Annotated in this window: 15 protein-coding genes; 10 read left to right on the top strand and 5 right to left on the bottom strand. The window is 46.8% G+C overall.

Translation table 11 applies throughout. The annotated features are described in order from the left end of the window. Position 1: 1 nt before the first annotated feature. Both AZI87_RS16980 and AZI87_RS16975 read right to left on the bottom strand, forming a co-directional pair. Positions 2-538 (bottom strand): hypothetical protein, encoded by a 537-nt coding sequence (locus AZI87_RS16980; protein ID WP_155722607.1) that lies wholly within the window; start codon positions 536-538, stop codon positions 2-4. A gap of 53 nt (positions 539-591) precedes the next feature. After that, positions 592-870, bottom strand: a complete 279-nt coding sequence (locus AZI87_RS16975; RefSeq protein WP_063209451.1) for a hypothetical protein — start codon at positions 868-870, stop codon at positions 592-594. Positions 871-989: 119 nt separating this feature from the next. On the opposite strand from AZI87_RS16975, the gene AZI87_RS16970 reads away from it, so the two are divergent. Then, on the top strand, positions 990-1,442 hold the full coding sequence (locus AZI87_RS16970) for an OsmC family protein (RefSeq protein WP_063209449.1): 453 nt from the start codon (positions 990-992) through the stop codon (positions 1,440-1,442). Positions 1,443-1,524: 82 nt separating this feature from the next. Beyond that, positions 1,525-2,037, top strand: a complete 513-nt coding sequence (locus AZI87_RS16965) for a hypothetical protein (protein ID WP_063209447.1) — start codon at positions 1,525-1,527, stop codon at positions 2,035-2,037. A 9-nt stretch (positions 2,038-2,046) separates the two neighbouring features. On the opposite strand, the gene AZI87_RS16960 is transcribed toward AZI87_RS16965, so the two are convergent. Further along, on the bottom strand, positions 2,047-5,337 hold the full coding sequence (locus AZI87_RS16960; RefSeq protein ID WP_155722606.1) for an Ig-like domain-containing protein: 3,291 nt from the start codon (positions 5,335-5,337) through the stop codon (positions 2,047-2,049). A gap of 129 nt (positions 5,338-5,466) precedes the next feature. On the opposite strand from AZI87_RS16960, the gene AZI87_RS16955 reads away from it, so the two are divergent. The 3 genes from AZI87_RS16955 to AZI87_RS16945 are packed head-to-tail and all read left to right on the top strand — an operon-like array spanning position 5,467 to position 8,446. Further along, positions 5,467-6,012: a pentapeptide repeat-containing protein gene (locus AZI87_RS16955; RefSeq protein ID WP_081112265.1), complete on the top strand. Its 546-nt coding sequence runs from the start codon at positions 5,467-5,469 to the stop codon at positions 6,010-6,012. Continuing rightward, positions 6,009-7,181, top strand: coding sequence for a hypothetical protein (locus AZI87_RS16950; RefSeq protein WP_063209441.1), 1,173 nt, complete (start codon positions 6,009-6,011; stop codon positions 7,179-7,181). The genes AZI87_RS16955 and AZI87_RS16950 overlap by 4 nt, the downstream gene beginning before the upstream one ends. Continuing rightward, the gene (locus AZI87_RS16945) at positions 7,178-8,446 is read left to right on the top strand and encodes an outer membrane protein assembly factor BamB family protein (protein ID WP_063209439.1); all 1,269 of its coding nucleotides are present in this window, start codon (positions 7,178-7,180) and stop codon (positions 8,444-8,446) included. The genes AZI87_RS16950 and AZI87_RS16945 overlap by 4 nt, the downstream gene beginning before the upstream one ends. A gap of 8 nt (positions 8,447-8,454) precedes the next feature. Here the strand turns inward: AZI87_RS16945 and AZI87_RS16940 are convergent, their stop codons facing one another. Continuing rightward, entirely contained in the window at positions 8,455-9,087 is a 633-nt protein-coding gene (locus AZI87_RS16940) for a hypothetical protein (protein ID WP_063209437.1), read from the bottom strand. A gap of 125 nt (positions 9,088-9,212) precedes the next feature. Between AZI87_RS16940 and AZI87_RS16935 the strand changes: the two genes are divergently transcribed. The 4 genes from AZI87_RS16935 (at position 9,213) to AZI87_RS16920 (ending at position 13,618) form a co-directional block, all read left to right on the top strand. Then, positions 9,213-9,857 carry a hypothetical protein gene (locus AZI87_RS16935; RefSeq protein ID WP_063209435.1) on the top strand — a complete coding sequence of 215 codons (645 nt, stop codon included), beginning with the start codon at positions 9,213-9,215 and terminating at the stop codon, positions 9,855-9,857. 145 nt (positions 9,858-10,002) lie between these two features. Beyond that, positions 10,003-11,943: a hypothetical protein gene (locus tag AZI87_RS16930; protein ID WP_063209433.1), complete on the top strand. Its 1,941-nt coding sequence runs from the start codon at positions 10,003-10,005 to the stop codon at positions 11,941-11,943. Further along, positions 11,943-12,380, top strand: a complete 438-nt coding sequence (locus AZI87_RS16925) for a pentapeptide repeat-containing protein (RefSeq protein ID WP_063209431.1) — start codon at positions 11,943-11,945, stop codon at positions 12,378-12,380. Before AZI87_RS16930 ends, AZI87_RS16925 begins: the two co-directional genes overlap by 1 nt. Then, the gene (locus AZI87_RS16920; protein ID WP_063209429.1) at positions 12,377-13,618 is read left to right on the top strand and encodes a hypothetical protein; all 1,242 of its coding nucleotides are present in this window, start codon (positions 12,377-12,379) and stop codon (positions 13,616-13,618) included. The genes AZI87_RS16925 and AZI87_RS16920 overlap by 4 nt, the downstream gene beginning before the upstream one ends. Here the strand turns inward: AZI87_RS16920 and AZI87_RS16915 are convergent. Beyond that, a complete protein-coding gene (locus AZI87_RS16915; RefSeq protein ID WP_063209427.1) occupies positions 13,582-15,183 on the bottom strand; it encodes an FAD-dependent oxidoreductase in 1,602 nt (533 codons plus the stop codon). The genes AZI87_RS16920 and AZI87_RS16915 overlap by 37 nt on opposite strands. Before the next feature lie 237 nt (positions 15,184-15,420). On the opposite strand from AZI87_RS16915, the gene AZI87_RS16910 reads away from it, so the two are divergent. Further along, complete coding sequence (locus tag AZI87_RS16910) at positions 15,421-16,533, top strand: GGDEF domain-containing protein (protein ID WP_063209425.1); 1,113 nt, start codon at positions 15,421-15,423, stop codon at positions 16,531-16,533. Positions 16,534-16,579: the final 46 nt, after the last annotated feature.

Raw genomic sequence — 16,579 nt, 5'->3', positions numbered from 1 at the left:
CTTAAGAAACTCCGTGGGTGAAGATCTCATTCCACTCACGGAGAGTCCTGACGTAGATCACTTTTTCTTTTAAATTCTCTCGTGCAAAAATTCTTAAAAGCTCGGGCCGCATCTTGGTGTGCACTTGCCACAAGGTTTTATAAAGTTTTTTTGTATGCGCCCAAGTCGCTTCGTTACATCCTTCTGGCAATTCCTCTCGGCGCGACCAAAGATTTTGAATTTGGCGTTTCGTGCACCACCAATAATGACGCCATATCGGGAAATCGATAAAAATCACACGATCTGAAGCGCGAAATCGTTTTTCGATGATATCCAATGGTCCGTACCCATCGATGATCCACGAGTCTTTATTTTGAACTTCCGTCAGCAATAAAATAGATTCTTTGTGCGGACGTATATTCATTCCTGCAACAAATTGGATGCTGTCCACGTGAGTTAAAGGCAAATGATGAATTTCTGAAAGACGACGACTGAGCGCGGTCTTACCTCCGCCTGCGTTTCCGACGACAGAAATTTTTTGGATGTTTTGCATATTCACGAAAGAAGAATGTCATCAAACGACTTGCGCTTCAACACATATTCCCAGCGGGCTCAACCGCTGCCTAAAAGATTCTTGAGGGCCTCACGATCTTCGGGATCTGGAACCAGCCACTCGGGCGGAAGATGTTCAACTGCATATTTCCAAGAAGCCAGAACCATCGGCTTTGCCAAGGGTTTAGCATGCAAGTCCTTTAATAGGTTCAAATGGCGAAGCAGAATCGTGCGCGTGGGCTTGTAAAACCCTTCAGCGTCCTTTCCTGCATTCGTCACGACATCTTCGGACTCTTCGACTTTTTGTATCAACCCCTGGAAGAACTTATCAAGACTCATGCCTTCATTGGATCAAAACTTTGGAATTTCTCCAAGTATTAAAGCTGTTTTGTATTTTGACGACAGTCTTCACGCCCGGAAATTGGGCACATAGAATACGACAAAACCAGGAGGAATTTATGGATAGAAAAGCCACGGCAGTATGGAAGGGCAATATTCAAAATGGAAAAGGCGAATTGACGACAGAAAGTGGGGCGTTAAGAAACACACCCTACACGTTCAACACTCGTTTCGGCTCCGAGTTGGGAACGAACCCTGAGGAATTGATTGGGGCGGCCCATGCTGGTTGTTTCACAATGGCTTTAAGTGGCGCCCTGATGAAAAAGGGGTTCACGGCGGATCGCCTGGAAACTTCTGCGGTTGTGACCGTGCAAAAAGAAGGCGAAGGTTTCACAATCACCTCTTCAAAATTAAAACTTATCGCCGAAGTTCCAGACATTGATTCTAAGACGTTTCAAACGATTGCGGAAGAAGCTAAATCCGGTTGTCCTGTTTCGAAACTTTTAAAAGCGAACATCACTTTGGATGTCGAGTTCCGCTCGTCGCAAAGAGGTGCCAGCGCTACGACGTAATTTTTTTGTTAAAGCGCAGAATCTTCCGTTGCTTTCGGGGAAAGTCTTAATCGATAATAATTCCTAAAAGAAGGAATTCATCATGAGACTTTCCCTAGCTGTTTTAGGTTGTTTATTTCTTAGCTCTTGTGCCATGACGGGTAAAACCATCAAGGACGTTCCGGCAATCAAGGCCGAGAACATTCAAGTGTCCCCTATGAGCGGACTTGCAAAAAGAACCGTTTCGCTCAGCGTGATTGATGCCCGCGCTGAAGAAATGAAAACTCAATCTACAGAGTTACGTGCTGAAGTCGCTCGTGCCGTGACGGATGCTTTAGCTCGAGAAAATATTAAAGTTCAAACTTCGGGTGCTAATTCTTTAGTGCTGACAATCCAAGATTACTCTACCGGTCAATTTAAAGAAGGCTGTGTGAAAATCGTCAGTCATTTGACGATTCCCCAAAAGGCAAAACTCAATGCCGAAGCAGCAAGCTGCTTTGAGATGAAACATCCCTTTGGATTTAAGTTAAGTGCCGATGTCACGAAGGCTTACGAAGAAGCATTGAGCCTGACCTTTAAAAACTTAGATCAGGCTTTAGGAAAACTGAACTTATAATTCGCTTTATTAGCGGTAGGCTTTACCGCGGCCGTTATTCCAAACACGGACACTGCTTGGAGCATTCACGCTTTGTGCAGCGGTTGAAGAAAACGTCAGTGTTCGTGTGTTGACATCACTATCCCCTGTTACGCCCGTCAGATATCTTTGAGAAATATCATTCCACACGCAACCTGCGATCTGCGATCCTGCTTCAGGAAGAATCACGATATTCACGTCGCCAGGATTCACGACCGAGTTCGGCACTTGAATCGCCGCACCACCATTACCACCGTTATAACCGTTCACGTCGGTGTTCACGTTTGCCCCGTCGCTGACATCGGAAAGACCACCGGATCCACCGCCGCCACCGAAGTAACCACCACCGCCGCCGCCGCCGTATGAGAGAGAACATGTTCCCGCGCCACCACCGAAGCCGGCACCGAAACCGCCACGACCGAATTTAGCCTGCCCCGGGTCATTACCTAACGCAGATCCGATCAAACAGCTGCTTCCACCTTGGCCAGCGGAAGCATTGATTTGCGCAGCACCATTTGAAGGAATGTAGTCATGAACTGTAACCCCAACAGCGACTGCGGTTGCAGCTCCACCACCGACGCCTCCACTTGAAGCTCCGGCACTTCCTGCGACAGCCGCAGCAAGGGGTCCTTCACCGGCGCCGCCTTGTCCTTGAGCACCGTCGTTGTTATCAGTTCCTCCGCGACCACCGCCGCCGCCGCCACCGAAGATGAAGCCTTCGTTGATGATCGTAACATTGGCGTGAAGAGCGTAAACTTGGAAAGCTGTGCCGCCGTCTTGTCCTTGACGAAGGGGCCCCGGATCACCGGAAGCCGCCGATGCACCGCCTGCACCACTAGCGCCAATAATACTTCCTTGATTGATGAGTCGAACACGCGCTGTCGTCGATAATGCACCTGAAGAAGTTCCAGTTACCATTGCAGCATATTGAGGATCATTACTATAAACTTTAACGCCAGGATTCACACGCACAACGAAAGTACGACTGGAGTTGGCAACTGCCGTACTATATTCTGTGGAGGCTTTGGACCAAATATCATAGTTCAGTGTATCTACCGCAATCGGCGCAAGAACGACAGCATCGGTCAAGGAAACGTTGATTGTTGCGACCGTAGATTCATCCGTGCCACCCGCATCATCTTTTACTTTCACCGTCACAACGGCAGATGAATCCACACCAGGAGTCGCTGTTAATACGATATTGACACTGCCGTCACCCACGCGCGTTGCAGAACAATTCACGTTAAGTCTTGTCGGATTTGAATTTGTACAAATAAGCGAGGCCGTTTGGGCGCTCTCATTTGCCGGCCCCACTGAGAGAGTCAATGGGACGTTTTCGACTTTATTGCCGGAAGGATCTAGTAAAATTTCCCACGTTGTGGGAACACTCGTGATTGTCGGAGCATCGTTCACCGGATTCACAATGATCTCGATTTCTTGATCTACGATGGAATTTCCAGCACCGTTGCCATCGTTAAAGCGAATTTTTGCAAAACAAGATCCGAAGTAATGTGCGCGAGGTTTGATACTCACCGCGCCCGTGGTGGTGTTGATCAGAATATCTGACGCCGGAGTTGCAACGACACTGGTGTCATTACATGCTGTACCCGAAAGGCCTGTATAAACTAAAGAGTATACGCCTTGTCCTTCATCCAAAGAACTTACGTCAGCATCGGAAAGCACTTCAACAACACTGCTGGCAAAACTTGCATCATCTTCGGTCAGAACATCGGGTGTCGCAATCGTCAATGTGGGCGCTGCGTTCGCAACAGTGATTGCCAAGGACTGCATATGTGAAGCCGCATTCGGATCGGTAGCGCGTATTTCTAACTGACATCCTCCGACGTTGCTATTATCGGGCGTTCCCGAGATAGTGACTGTTCGGCCATCCGAGGACGGAGTTTCAGTCAACCAAACGCAATCGTCGGAGCCATCACGAATCACTGTGAGATTTTCTGGATCAGGATCCGTGATCGCAACCGTACAAGAATAAGCCACGTCTTCAGTCGCAGACGCCGAACATGGAGTTAGATTTGTAGCAACGACCGGCGCATCCTGAACATTTGTTACTGTCAACGCGACTTCCGTGTAACCCGTGGAAGGAAAGCTGTCCGTTAAGGCAATACGAATATAACAGACACCTTGATAGTCGGGAGCTGGTCTGAAAGACACTTCGCCCGTAGAGGCGTCAATCGTCAGATTAGACGCTGCGGGAGAAGCCACATGATCAACGCAATGATCGCCAGAAGCCGTCGGCGTCACTAAACTGTAAGTGCTTCCACTTTCTTCAATCGAAGAGACATTTGCCCCTGGAATAATCACGGCAAAAGCGGCGTCTTCTAAAAGACTGTAAGGTCCGCCAGTAACATTGATGATAGGTGCCGAGTTCGTGACCGAAATATTCCATGAGAAACGAGTGCTCTGTCCGGCAACGTTGTCCTCGGCGTAAACATCAACCTGACAGTTCGTTCCCACTTCGGCAGCCCCTGGAGTTCCACTGACTTCGCCCGTGTTGGCATCAATGGACAACCAACCTCCGCAGGTCGTTGTTCCATCCAGATGATAAGTAAGCGTCAAAGGACTTGGAAGATCCACATCCGTCGCCGCGATCGTGCACGAATAGTTGTAGTTTTCGCCAATCGTCGTTGGACAAGCCAAAGTTTGAATGACCGGAATATCATTAACCGGCGTTACATCGAGGGTGACTGTCGCTACGGCCGATTCGTTGCCGGCACGATCGACTATTTTATATGTAAAGCTATCATCAATCTCATTATTGAGATTAGGAGAATAGAGGCAGTTGAGTACATTCGAATTTGCCACACAGCCCGTCAAGGTTCCGCGCGTGGGACTAGAGACAAAGACAATACGGTACTGATCGTTTTCAGTCGGGGCATTCAAAGTGAAGCTTTGAGGTGTATCTTCCGTCACCACAATTGTTTGATCGGCACCAACAACAGGAACTTGGTTGTCGAGAAGAAAACTTCCGACTTCAACGATGTCTTGCGACGCGCGAATCACGGCCGTTAAACGAACGCTATAAACTGTGGGAGTCAGTGTCGAAATGTTCCAGTCATATTCCCCGTCGTTTTCAAGTCGCGATTCAATCATGGTCCAAGTAGAACCACCGTCGGAGGACATTTCTAATGTTAGGTAGTCAGGTTCCATGGTGCCATGAGCCGTGGCCCAGCGAATCGGAACGATGTCTGAAGGTTTATACGCAGGTTGCAAAGTGCCCGTCGCTCTCAACTGAGAACTAAAAGCCTCTAGACTGGCGTTCATACAACTCGCCAGAAACAGCGGTACTGTTAGTAGCAAAACAAGACGTTCCAGATGATGCATATATATACGTATCGGATACTACTGAAAATTCTCCATTGTTTCTGGTTAAAAAATCGGTATCATTGTTCCATGATGAGACATTGGCGCAATTTCTGGACCGTCTTCATTTTCAGTCTAACAGCTGTGCAATCTAGTTCTGGACTAACATTGAGTGCGTCGCCCCTCAGTGGAAAAACTCATCCCAGCTTCGACTATAGCGAAAAGCCTTTAAGTCTGGCTCAAGTGATCAACGCCCAATTTACCAACAGCTCTTTTCTTCTCAATAATTGGTATCAAGTTTCTTTTAAAAACGTGACTTGGAAAGATACAAATTTAGCCGGCACTCGATCTACGAAGGTTGAGTTCGAAAACGTGGACTTTAGGCACTCGGATCTTTCGGGGTTTAAATGCAACCACTGCAGCCTAAAGAATGTCACTTTCGAAAATGTAAAAATGGATGGAGCACACTTTTTAGGTGCCGTCTTTATTAATACTCATTTTGTTAAAAGTGATCTTCGACGCGTCGATTTCGTCGCAAGTTCATTTCAAAATTGCACCGTGGATTCTGAAACAGCAAAACACCTTTCTTTAGAAAAACTGCAAAAATGGAAGCTTCAAGTGAAGGAGACCCCATGAGGTATTTTCAGTCTCAACTTGAAGAAATAAAAAGCTCCCGCGCCTTGCAAGTCTATGGTGCTTTATTAGCGCTGACTCATCTATTGAGCGCGTACTTTTGGATGGACCGATCTTTGGATCTGGTCACGAAGGCCTCCCCGATTTCAGCTTCATTATGCTGGCCGTTTTTCCCTGCTTGCGATGTGATACGTTTTTCTTCGACCGCGCAGGCTTCTTTATTTTTAGAAGTGTATGCAGTGGCTTCACTGGGAGTCGCCGGACTTTTCTTATTCCGCCGATTGAAATATGCGTATTTTGGATTGATGGGGTTACTGGCTTTAAAGGTCTACTTCACAAGCTTATCTTATGGCTTGATGGGCAACTATCACTATATGGTATTCTTCACCCATCTTGCCTTTTTGTTTCTTCCGACAAAAAACATCACCATCCCCTTTTTCATTGGGATCTTCTATTGGGGTGCCGGCATTTTGAAGTTTGATCCGGAATGGCTCAGTGGAACCGCCCTCATCACGCCTAGCTTTCTTCCGTCATCAATTGAACATATCAGTCTTATTTATGCCGTTATCTTAGAGTGCATTTTTGTATTTGGATTTTTTAGCAAAAAAAGATGGATTCGAGGGCTTATCCTTTTCCAATTTATTCTTTTTCATGCCTTTTCATGGCATATCGTCGGGTACTTCTATCCCTTGACCATGTTCTTGCTTTTAGGAATTTTCATATTAATCCCTCTTTATAAAGAGAGATGGCAAGCCGTTATTGATTCCCGTCTTTGGCAAAAAAAGAGCACGCTGATTCCTATTTTAATTTTGGCGCTTCTGCAAATCGTCCCGAGCCTTTTAGCGGGAGACCCCGCCGCCAGCGGAGCACCTCGAATTCTTTCGCTAAATATGCTTGATGCCCGAATGGAATGCGACACGCTCTTGATTCGCCACGCCCCCTTTTCAGAGGAAACTTACGATCCTTTTGTAAAAGCGCCATCAACACGAACGCAGTGTGATCCTTTGGTGTTCCTGTCGCAGATTCAACTCGTCTGTAAAGACCGCTCGGAAAAAATGGACTTCTGGCTTTCCTCAAGAAGAACTACGGGAGATGTTTTTAAAACACGCCTTTTCATTCCTGACGTTTGCTCTAAATCCAGAGCTGAAATTCTTTGGGCGGAAATCTTATGATGAAATATGTTTTCGCTATTTACAGTATCGTCGTTCTGGTTCTTTTAGCACGGGCTGAACTTAAAACCTGGTCGATGCTTGATAGCGGTCTTCGCCTTCAGAAGTCGAAAGAGCCGAAGCAAGCAGAGGTCCTTCAGTATGATTTAAGTACAGAAGACAAAAAAGAAAGTTTATCAACCTATCGCCGCGACAACCGCCGGTCAGGCCATCACGAGGTGGATGCTTCGGGCTTCACTCCGTTTCAAATTCTGTGGCAAGTCGCCGAAGTTAATAATGGCATTCATCGCGCGAGCAAAAGTTCTCCGGCGGCAGATGAACAGGGATTTTATGTTGCTGATGATACAGGTTTTTTAAGAACTTATGATTGGCAGGGACGACTGCGCTGGCAGTTTTATAGTGGAGTCAGTCCTCGCGGCATGCACTCCACTCCATTGACGGATAAAGACAGTGTCTATATCGGAGATTATGCTGGTTACGTCTATGCCCTGAACAAAGAAAATGGAAAACTTCGCTGGATCACAAAGGCAGGCACAACCGTCGGATCTTCACCGTTTATGCATAATGGAATTCTTTATGTGGGGATCGAACTTCCAGAACCCGAAGGATTTTTACTCGCTCTCGAGGCAAAAACTGGAAAATGGACTTGGACGTCTCCGTTAATTGGAAATCATCCGCATTCATCTCCGACCCTGGATGTTCCTAACGCTCAGATTTTGATGGGATCTAACACCGGCGCGATGGTTGCCTATGACCTAAAAAATGGAAAACCAAAATGGTCTTTTGCAACCAATGACGATATTAAATGTGCCGCAGCCATTCATGGAGGAAGTGCTTACTTTACGTCCTGGGATGGTTTTTTGTATTCGCTTAATACTACAACAGGTCTTCTGCAATATCGTTTGCCTTTAGACGGCTCGGCGATGAGCTGCCCTTCTATAAATAAAGACGGAACTCTGATTGCAGTCACGGGTTTTAATAAAAACTTCGTCGTACATGGTCCTTCAGGGAAGATCGTTTGGTCCTCTGAAATCAAGGGACTCAAATCGCGCGCACAATCAAGTCCTCTTGTTATCAGTTATACTCAACAGGAAGTGGCCGTCTTTCTTTGTGAAGAAAAAGCGTTATGCGTGCATGACCTTCATTCGGGGAAGGTTTTACAAGAAATAAAAATGGAGAGCCCGTTTTCTGGCTCTCCCGTCTATTTCAAAAACCATCTTTTCATTTCAACATCAGGAAAAGACGGACTCTTGGTCCTTAAAAACTAAGGCGCGGCTTACTCAACCGTTGCGCCCACAGGTCCCATTAAAAGTTTATAGCCGTTTTTCTGAGCTATCACTTTGTCGTATTGTGCTCCCACTGTGGCTGTCATACGCCAGCCTTTGGGGTTAGAGGCTTCATGAGTTCCGCCGCCCCCACCGCCACCAACGCCGACGGTTGTTGTTTCTTTTGCGGGAGCATTAAACACAACATCCTTTTCGGGATGGAAATCGGCCAGGTTTTCGTAGCGAATGGATTTTACGCCAGAGTCTGTGGCTTTGATCGCGCAGATAGAAACTCCATAACTATCACTCAAACTACAGTCTGCTTTCACAACGCCAGTACCTTTGGTCACGGAATAATCAGGGCGATACCCTTGCACCACGGTGTTGTCTGAGTTCATTAAACGCACAACAACTAGCAGCTGAGAGCTTCCGTCAGAAATACCATGTGAGCCCACTAAGACCTCGGTATTTTCAAAATCGGCTTTTGATGGATCCGTGATAACGCCCGCAATAGGACGTTCCGGCAATACGATGCCTGGTGGAAGTTTTGGACCACTGAGTCCCGCAAGATTTTCCAGACTGGCTTCGATTCCGCAACCTGTGAGCAGAAGCGTAAGTAAAGGCGTCAAGACGTACCAAACCATACCTGCCTCCAAAATATCTATATATTATTATCGGCCCCGGTCCGGGATTTCTTAAATGACAGATTTTCAACTCTTCTATATGCGACTTTAGTTCTTCTGAAGATCAGCCGAAGTATTATAATGATATGAATATCCGGAACGTCCTCCTTATTATATTGGGAACTGTGGTTGTTTCTGTGACAACGGCTCTAGTAACCGTGCGCATGGTTCAACCGAATCTTGCGTCTTCAAATCCCAAACCAGTTGAACAAAGTGCAGAACAAGGGGCCGTGGCCCCAACTTCGACCATGATCAAGCTGTCACCTACGGCTCAAGTTCCGCCACCACCGCCTCCTGTGACGCCAACTCCCGTGCCTGCGGCGAAATTAGCTGGCAATGATACTCAGACATCTCTGGGTATGGAGGCCCTTATACCTCCGAAAGAGTTCGATCCAAATTATGACTCGCGCAAACCACTTCGTCCCGACGATGTGGTGAAAACACTCTTAAAGAAAACACCTGCTTGCGAAGAGGACTATAAAGAGCTTTGCACCGGCAATCGTTTTATGGCGGAACATCCATTAGCGTGTTTGCGATCTAATAAAGAAAAGATATCGCGCGCTTGCGCCAATCAGGTCGGTGCTGTTCAAGATAAATTTAGAGCAGACTGCTCCTCAGATATTCAAAAGTTCTGTTCTGAGCAACGTCGCTACTTTTCTTGTTTGAAAGCCAAGTTCAATGAGCTTTCGCAAAGCTGCCAGGCTAATATAAAAGAGTCTTCGCGCAAATAAGTGTCTCAGTTTAAAACGATTCCGATAAAATTTTGTAATTTTCTAAGAGTCCACTTATCTTTTCGGCCAGTTTATCCGATATGTTTTGGTAACGAGATAATTTGTTGTTCTTTGTTCTGTACGTAACTTTAACAAGGAATTTGGTATGCTCTCGATTAGAAGCACTCTGGAAATAACTTCGGCACTTCTACTAGCGGTACCCGCTTGGGCACAGATGTCTGTGTCAGAGGTTCCTCAAGGCCTGACAATTCAAGGTCGCATAATTCAGCCGGATGGTCTTCCATTAGAAGACTCTAACGTCCACTTCAACATCAAGGTTCTTTCACCGGGCGCAGAAGCCTGCGTGCTGTTTGAAGAAAACCGGGTCGTCAACATGACGAATAGTAAAGGTGTTATCAACTTTGCTATCGGAGCTGGTGAGGCTGGTGCGACAGTAGTACCTTCGGGCCATACTTTGCCACTTCATAAAATTCTTAAAAACTCAGGAACGATTGCCGGTCTTGCAAGCTGCGCTGGTGGTCAGACCAGTTATGCACCCAATGCCGGTGACTCTAGAAAAGTGCGCGTAACATTTACGGTGGGTTCTGAAACCGTTGCTCTGTCTCCGGACTTTGATTTGCGCTCGGTTCCTTATGCTATGGAATCTGAAAATGCCGTGGCGTTAGAAGGAAAGAAAGCCGCTGACTTTATTCAAGCTTCCGCCAACGTGACGCAAAATCGTGTTGAGACTCTTTTATTACCTGCTAACTTCGACGGACTTCTTGCGCTTTTAAATCCAAGTGCAAGCTCTCCGACAACAGGCTCTATCGGTATTCCATCTTCTGATGGTACAGCGACAGCGCCCGTGCGTGACGGTCTTATGCGCTACGATGAAGCCACGCAGACAGTTCAAGTTTCTATTGGAGGAACTTGGCAAAATGTGGTGACTGGAAACACGGGAGTCGGCTCAAGCAATATCGAAGACGGTTCTGTGGGAGCCGCAGACATTGCTGATAATGCGATCTCTGGCGGAAAAATCTTAAATAACGCCGTGACAACCGATAAGCTGGCGGACGAAGCCGTTACCAGTGATAAACTAATGAATAACTCGGTAACGAACGGTAAAATCGCCGACGGTGCGATTACATTTAATAAAATTGCAAACGGTGCTATCAGTACAATCAAAATCGTTGATGGTGCTGTGAACTCTGCAAAAATCTTGGATGGAAGTATTGCGACAGCCGATTTAGCAAACAGTGCGGTGACAACAGCGAAGATTGCGGATAGTAATATTACGACGGCGAAAATCGCTGATCAGAACGTGACCACCGCTAAAATTGCAGATGGAAATGTCACCACAGATAAAATTGCTGATCAAAATGTAACGACGGCAAAAATTGCTGATAGCAATGTAACGACAGCTAAAATTGCAAACTCCGCTGTAACTACGGCGAAGATCGCTGATGGCAACGTGACGACGGCAAAAATTGCCGATGCCAACGTGACGACAGCGAAGATCGCTGACGGAAATGTCACTGACGCAAAAATAGCTTCTGTCTCGGGCTCAAAAGTAACTGGAAATATTCCTGGTAACGCTGCTGGGTTCTATGGCGCTTTAGCCGGTGACGTCGTCGGTGGTCAGAGCGGTACGACAGTTCAGCGTGTACAAGGTCGTTGGGTTGCTAACGTCAATCCGGGCGTAGGCCAAGTGCTGAAGTGGGACGGCGGACAATGGGTTCCGCAAGCAGATAATAACTCTGGTGGTACTATCACGAGCGTAAGCGTAGGCCCAGGCATGTGGGGCGGCGGCTCCTCTGGTGGTGTTTCCATCGGACTCAATAATACAGGTGTCGGTGCAGGTTGGTATGGTAACGGTTCTTACGTTCCGCAATTCTATGTCGATTCTTACGGACGCATTACAGCCGTCAATAACGTAGCGGTAAATGCGGGTTATGCTTCCTGTGGTGGAAATCTGCACGGAAGAGCCTGGGTCGGATCCAGCAGCTGTAGTAGCGCGACAATTTCTCAATGTGTGAACGGTAGTACAGTGACGGTGGGAACATTCTCAGTTCCAAGCTCCTGCGACGGAGATGGCGACGGTTTCTAATGAAACGCCTGGCTTTTTACTACTCAGGATTAATCACCTTCGTGGGACTTTTGCAGCTGACCTATTTAGGTCAGCGCATGTTCCCTCCTCCCAAAGTAAATAGACTTTATTTTCCATCAGAAGAGCAGGTATTCACTCCTGCTTTTCCTATTTTAAATCCCGGGGTGCAACCCCTCTTCCCTGCTTCGGAAGTTATTTTGCAAGAGCGTCTGTATGCTCCTTTTGTCAGCTTGCGTGAAGCCAATCTTTCGAATCGAAATCTTTCTAAAGCTCACTTAAGTTTTGCAGATTTGCGCGGAAGTAAACTTCTCGGCACAGATCTTTCTCAAGCCTTGCTTTATGGGGCTCAACTGGACGGCGCTTTGTTCGATAAAAATACGCGGCTCCCCTTCTCTCATGAAACGGCCTTGGCATTGGGTATGAAAGAGCAGCTATGAGGTCGTTACTTCAAGAATTAAAAACCTATCCTCAGTTGCTTTTTGTCGGAGTGATTTTAAGCTTCGAACATCTGCTCACTTTATTTTTCTGGCTCACAGAAAGGCCCGTGCAATGGGTTCTTTCTCCCTCGAACCCCTCGGTGTGCTGGCCGCTTTTTTCGGCGTGTGCTGACTTTAAACCGTCTTCCGTCGTCTTAGGAATTATTTTAGCCATCTACGGTCTTACAGCTTTAGTGGCGATGTACTTCTGGCTGCGCAAGAATTTTCGTTGGGGCATTATCGCTCTTTGGGTGCTGGTTGCGATTAAGTGCCTGATCATTCTTCAAGACTATCGCCTGACCGGAAACTACCATTATCTTCCGACTCTTATAACGGTCTGTTTTTTACTTATTCCCGGTCGACCGTACGCCCTGACATTTAGTTTTTTCGTTATTTATTTTACAGCGGGACTTTTAAAACTGAATCCAACATGGCTCAACGCGGAAGCCATCAACGAGCGACTGCTGCCTCCGATCATCAATAAAATCGGCGTATGGTATGTCTTAGTCCTTGAACTTGCTTTCATTTTCTTCTTATTCAGTAAAAAGAATCGCTGGTTCTATTTTATTTTTGCTCAGTTGGTTTTATTCCATCTTTATTCTTGGCATCTCACTCGCTTCTTTTATCCGACGGTGATGCTGACATTGTTGGGGATTTTGTTAGTTGTTCGATCCACGGCCCCGGCCCTGGGTTTTAAAGAAACATTCCAAAGAGTTTTCTCTTCAGCAGAAGCTAAACTTTTAACCACATTCTTTATTCTTTTGCAGATTCCGCAGTACTTAATTCCCGGTGATGCTGCCCTCACCGGCGAAGGACGCATGTACGCTATGATCATGTATGACGGTCGGACTCAGTGTCAGCCTTATCTGACATTATGGAAAAAGAATAAGGAAAAAGAAGAAATGCCACTTCAACCGCCTTGGCTTATCACCCGCACGAAGTGTGATGCGATGGTGTATTGGCGTTTGGCGCAAAATATTTGCAGCTGGACGAAGAAGGATGTCTCTATTGTTCAAGTCGATCTTTACGTGCCCGTTCGTTACGAAAATACTGAAGATTGGCAACCCCTGGTCGCCGCGACAGATGTCTGTAATAAAGAACTGACCTATTCAAGTTTTTTCCCGAATACGTGGATTAACAAAGTCACCCGTGAAGTCTCGCATCAGGGTGAGGGCTCCATAAACCCGGGCGAAGATTGAATCCGTTCAAAACGATGTTCGTACTCAGCCAAGATTTCGTGTACCTTTTCATCATCTAAATGCGAAAGCGCTTCTTCCACTTTCAGATTTTCCTGATCACGCCCCACCGTAAGCAAGGCCGCAATTCTTCGATCTTCGTAATAGGCGACGGCAAAATCCACTTGCTCCATGTCGCCCAAAACATCCATGCGATCAAAACGATCCGAATGTCCAATGTAACACAAGGTCAGTCCATAATGTGTTGTCCAGAAGAACGGCACATCTTGGAAGCGCACTTTATCACCCATCATATTTAGCGCTGCCACTTGCCCTTGGCGCTCAGCGACCTCCCAGTGTTCGACTCGAATCGGCCTTTGACTGCGAGGATCGGGCCAACGGGCGATATCTCCGGCAGCAAATATGCCGGGCATACTGGTTTCTAGATATTCATTTACTAAAATTCCGTTGTCTGTAAAGCAGCCCGCTTGTTCGGCTAGTTCCGTGTTTGGTTGTATTCCGGCTCCTACTACAACGAAGTCAGCATCAATGCTTTGCTTGTTATCTAACACCACGCTGCGATCGCGAATTTCCTTAATTCCGTGTCCTAGATGAAATTTCACTCCATGCTGTTCATGCAATTTTTTAAGATAACTTCCGACGTGAACGCCCACGACATTCATCAGTGGCATTTCCTCTGGAGCCACAACATGAACTTCCATCCCTCGTAAGCGCAAAGAGGCCGCGACTTCGAGCCCAATAAAACCCGCCCCGATGATAACGACCCTAGAGGCCCACGACGTGCGCGCGATAATGCGCCGACTGTCTTTCAATGTTCGCAGCAAATACACATGCCCTTTATCAATTCCAGGAATGCGCGGCTTTCGAGGAGTCCCTCCGGTCGCGAGTAAACAGCGATCATATTTCAAAGATTTTCCATTCGAGATAAATACAGAGTTTCTATGCGTATCAATTTTTTCAACTTTGACACCCAATTCAAGACGAATGCGATTTTGTTTGTAAAAATCTTCGGTAAAAAGAGGAATCCATTCTTCAGGGGCATTCCCCGCCAAAAAATCTTTTGAAAGATTAGGACGGTCATACGGAAGTTCTTTGTCTTCACCGATCAGCGTGATGCTTCCCAAGAAACCTTTTCTTCTTAACATCACAGCAGCCGCAGTCCCCGCAGCCCCGGCGCCGACAATGACATACTGTTGAGTTTCTGTGCCTTTACGTGGAGTTATCACAGGGCTTTTCTTATCGGTGACGTAAACTTTGTTATCGCGGACTTCAACATGCCAAGCTGGAATGGGACTTAAAGCCGGCGCTTTTAAAGCTTCCCCCGTTCTTAAATCAAAACAAGAGTGATGCCACGGACACATGACTTTATCACCTGTCACGATGCCGGCCTCTAAGGGGCCTCCATAGTGAGAGCACTTTGCACCCACCGCGAAATAATCGCCTTCGTGACGAACTAAAAGAACCGGTTCATCACCGATATGACCAAGCAGGCTTTCATTGTCTTTAAGTATTTCTTCAGAAACTCCCTTAGAGAAATCTGGTCCGCTGACTTTTGCACTTACAGCCATGACAAATCTCCTTGATGACTTCGATGATAGTCCCATTCAGAAGGCGTCGCAGGCAGTGTCAGGAAGTTGTGCATAAAAACAACAATGCGTTCTGAAAATCACTCTTGAGGAGTGGCAATTGTGTTGATTGTCTCAGTCTGAAACAGGACTCTCGATTAAAAATCGGCGGGGGACCTTCAATCAAGACCCTATAATTCCGATGAGAAAGGTGGTTGTTTAGTCGCCAGGAGGCTACGTTTGAAACAATGGATGAAAAAACTTGTTGAGCAGTTTGATATGGACTGGGGCACTTCATCCCACGAAAAAGGAGCGGCCTCTGCAGGTCCCTCTTTGACCGAGGATCGCGCAACGTTGCTCTACATCCTTGATGTTTACAACAAGCACCTCTTTGAAATTCAAAATCATTCGGTGCGCAAGGTGCGCGCGAAATTGGATACGTTCGCTAAAGAGCTAGTACAAGCCGATACAGAAGCAACAGAAAAAACTCTGTTCCGCCTTCGTCAGTTTATCTCTAGCTACCGCATTGATGAATACACTTACGTGCAAAACACGTTTGACGATTTTAAACGCATCATCTGGGATTTCGCGGATCACTTAAGCGAAGAAGCCCAAGTCGAAGATGCTTCGCAAGCAGATATCAATCAAAGCCTTGAGGGCTTGCGTGAAGCCGTTGAATCAAACTCTATTGAAGAGCTGCGCGCGCGCTCCAGAGAATTCATTAACTTCTATTTGAAGCATCAGAATTCAACGAACGAACGCCGCTCTAAACGCATGGAATCCATTAAAAAGAATCTAACCACGGTCAAAAAGCAATTGATGGAAGCCAATCAGACCATGCGCCGGGATCACATGACGGGAGCTCACAACCGTCGCAGTTACGATGAGCAAGTACGCCGCTATCTGCAATTGCATGACATCGACAAAGACCCGATGACACTGATTCTTTTGGACATCGACTTCTTTAAAAAGATCAACGATGCCTACGGACACGATATTGGCGATTTCGTGCTAAAAGAATGCGTTCGCCTGCTGCAAGAAAGCTTTTCTCGCGAAGAAGATTTTATCGCCCGTCTAGGCGGTGAAGAGTTCGCCGTGATTCTTCCGGGTTGTAATACGGAAGCCGCGATCAAGATGGCAGAAGAGGCCATGAACCGCATCCGCAAAGAAGTCTTTGTGCAAGATAAACTTGAGATTCGTTTCACCATCTCTATGGGGATTGCAGAAATCACCGCGGGAGAATCGGCGGATAGCTGGTACAAGCGTGCCGATGAAGCCCTGTACGAATCCAAGCAAACAGGCCGCAACAAATACTCGTTAGCAAAAGCCCCCGGAATGAAACGGGTCGCATAATAAGGAATCTAACTGAGACTAAAAAGGATCCGCAAGGATCCTTTTC

This window comes from Bdellovibrio bacteriovorus, from assembly GCF_001592745.1.
In the GTDB taxonomy this organism is placed as follows: Bacteria; Bdellovibrionota; Bdellovibrionia; order Bdellovibrionales; family Bdellovibrionaceae; genus Bdellovibrio; species Bdellovibrio bacteriovorus_B.
Note: the sequence above shows the minus strand (reverse complement) of the source record. Positions and strands in the feature narration are given on the sequence as shown.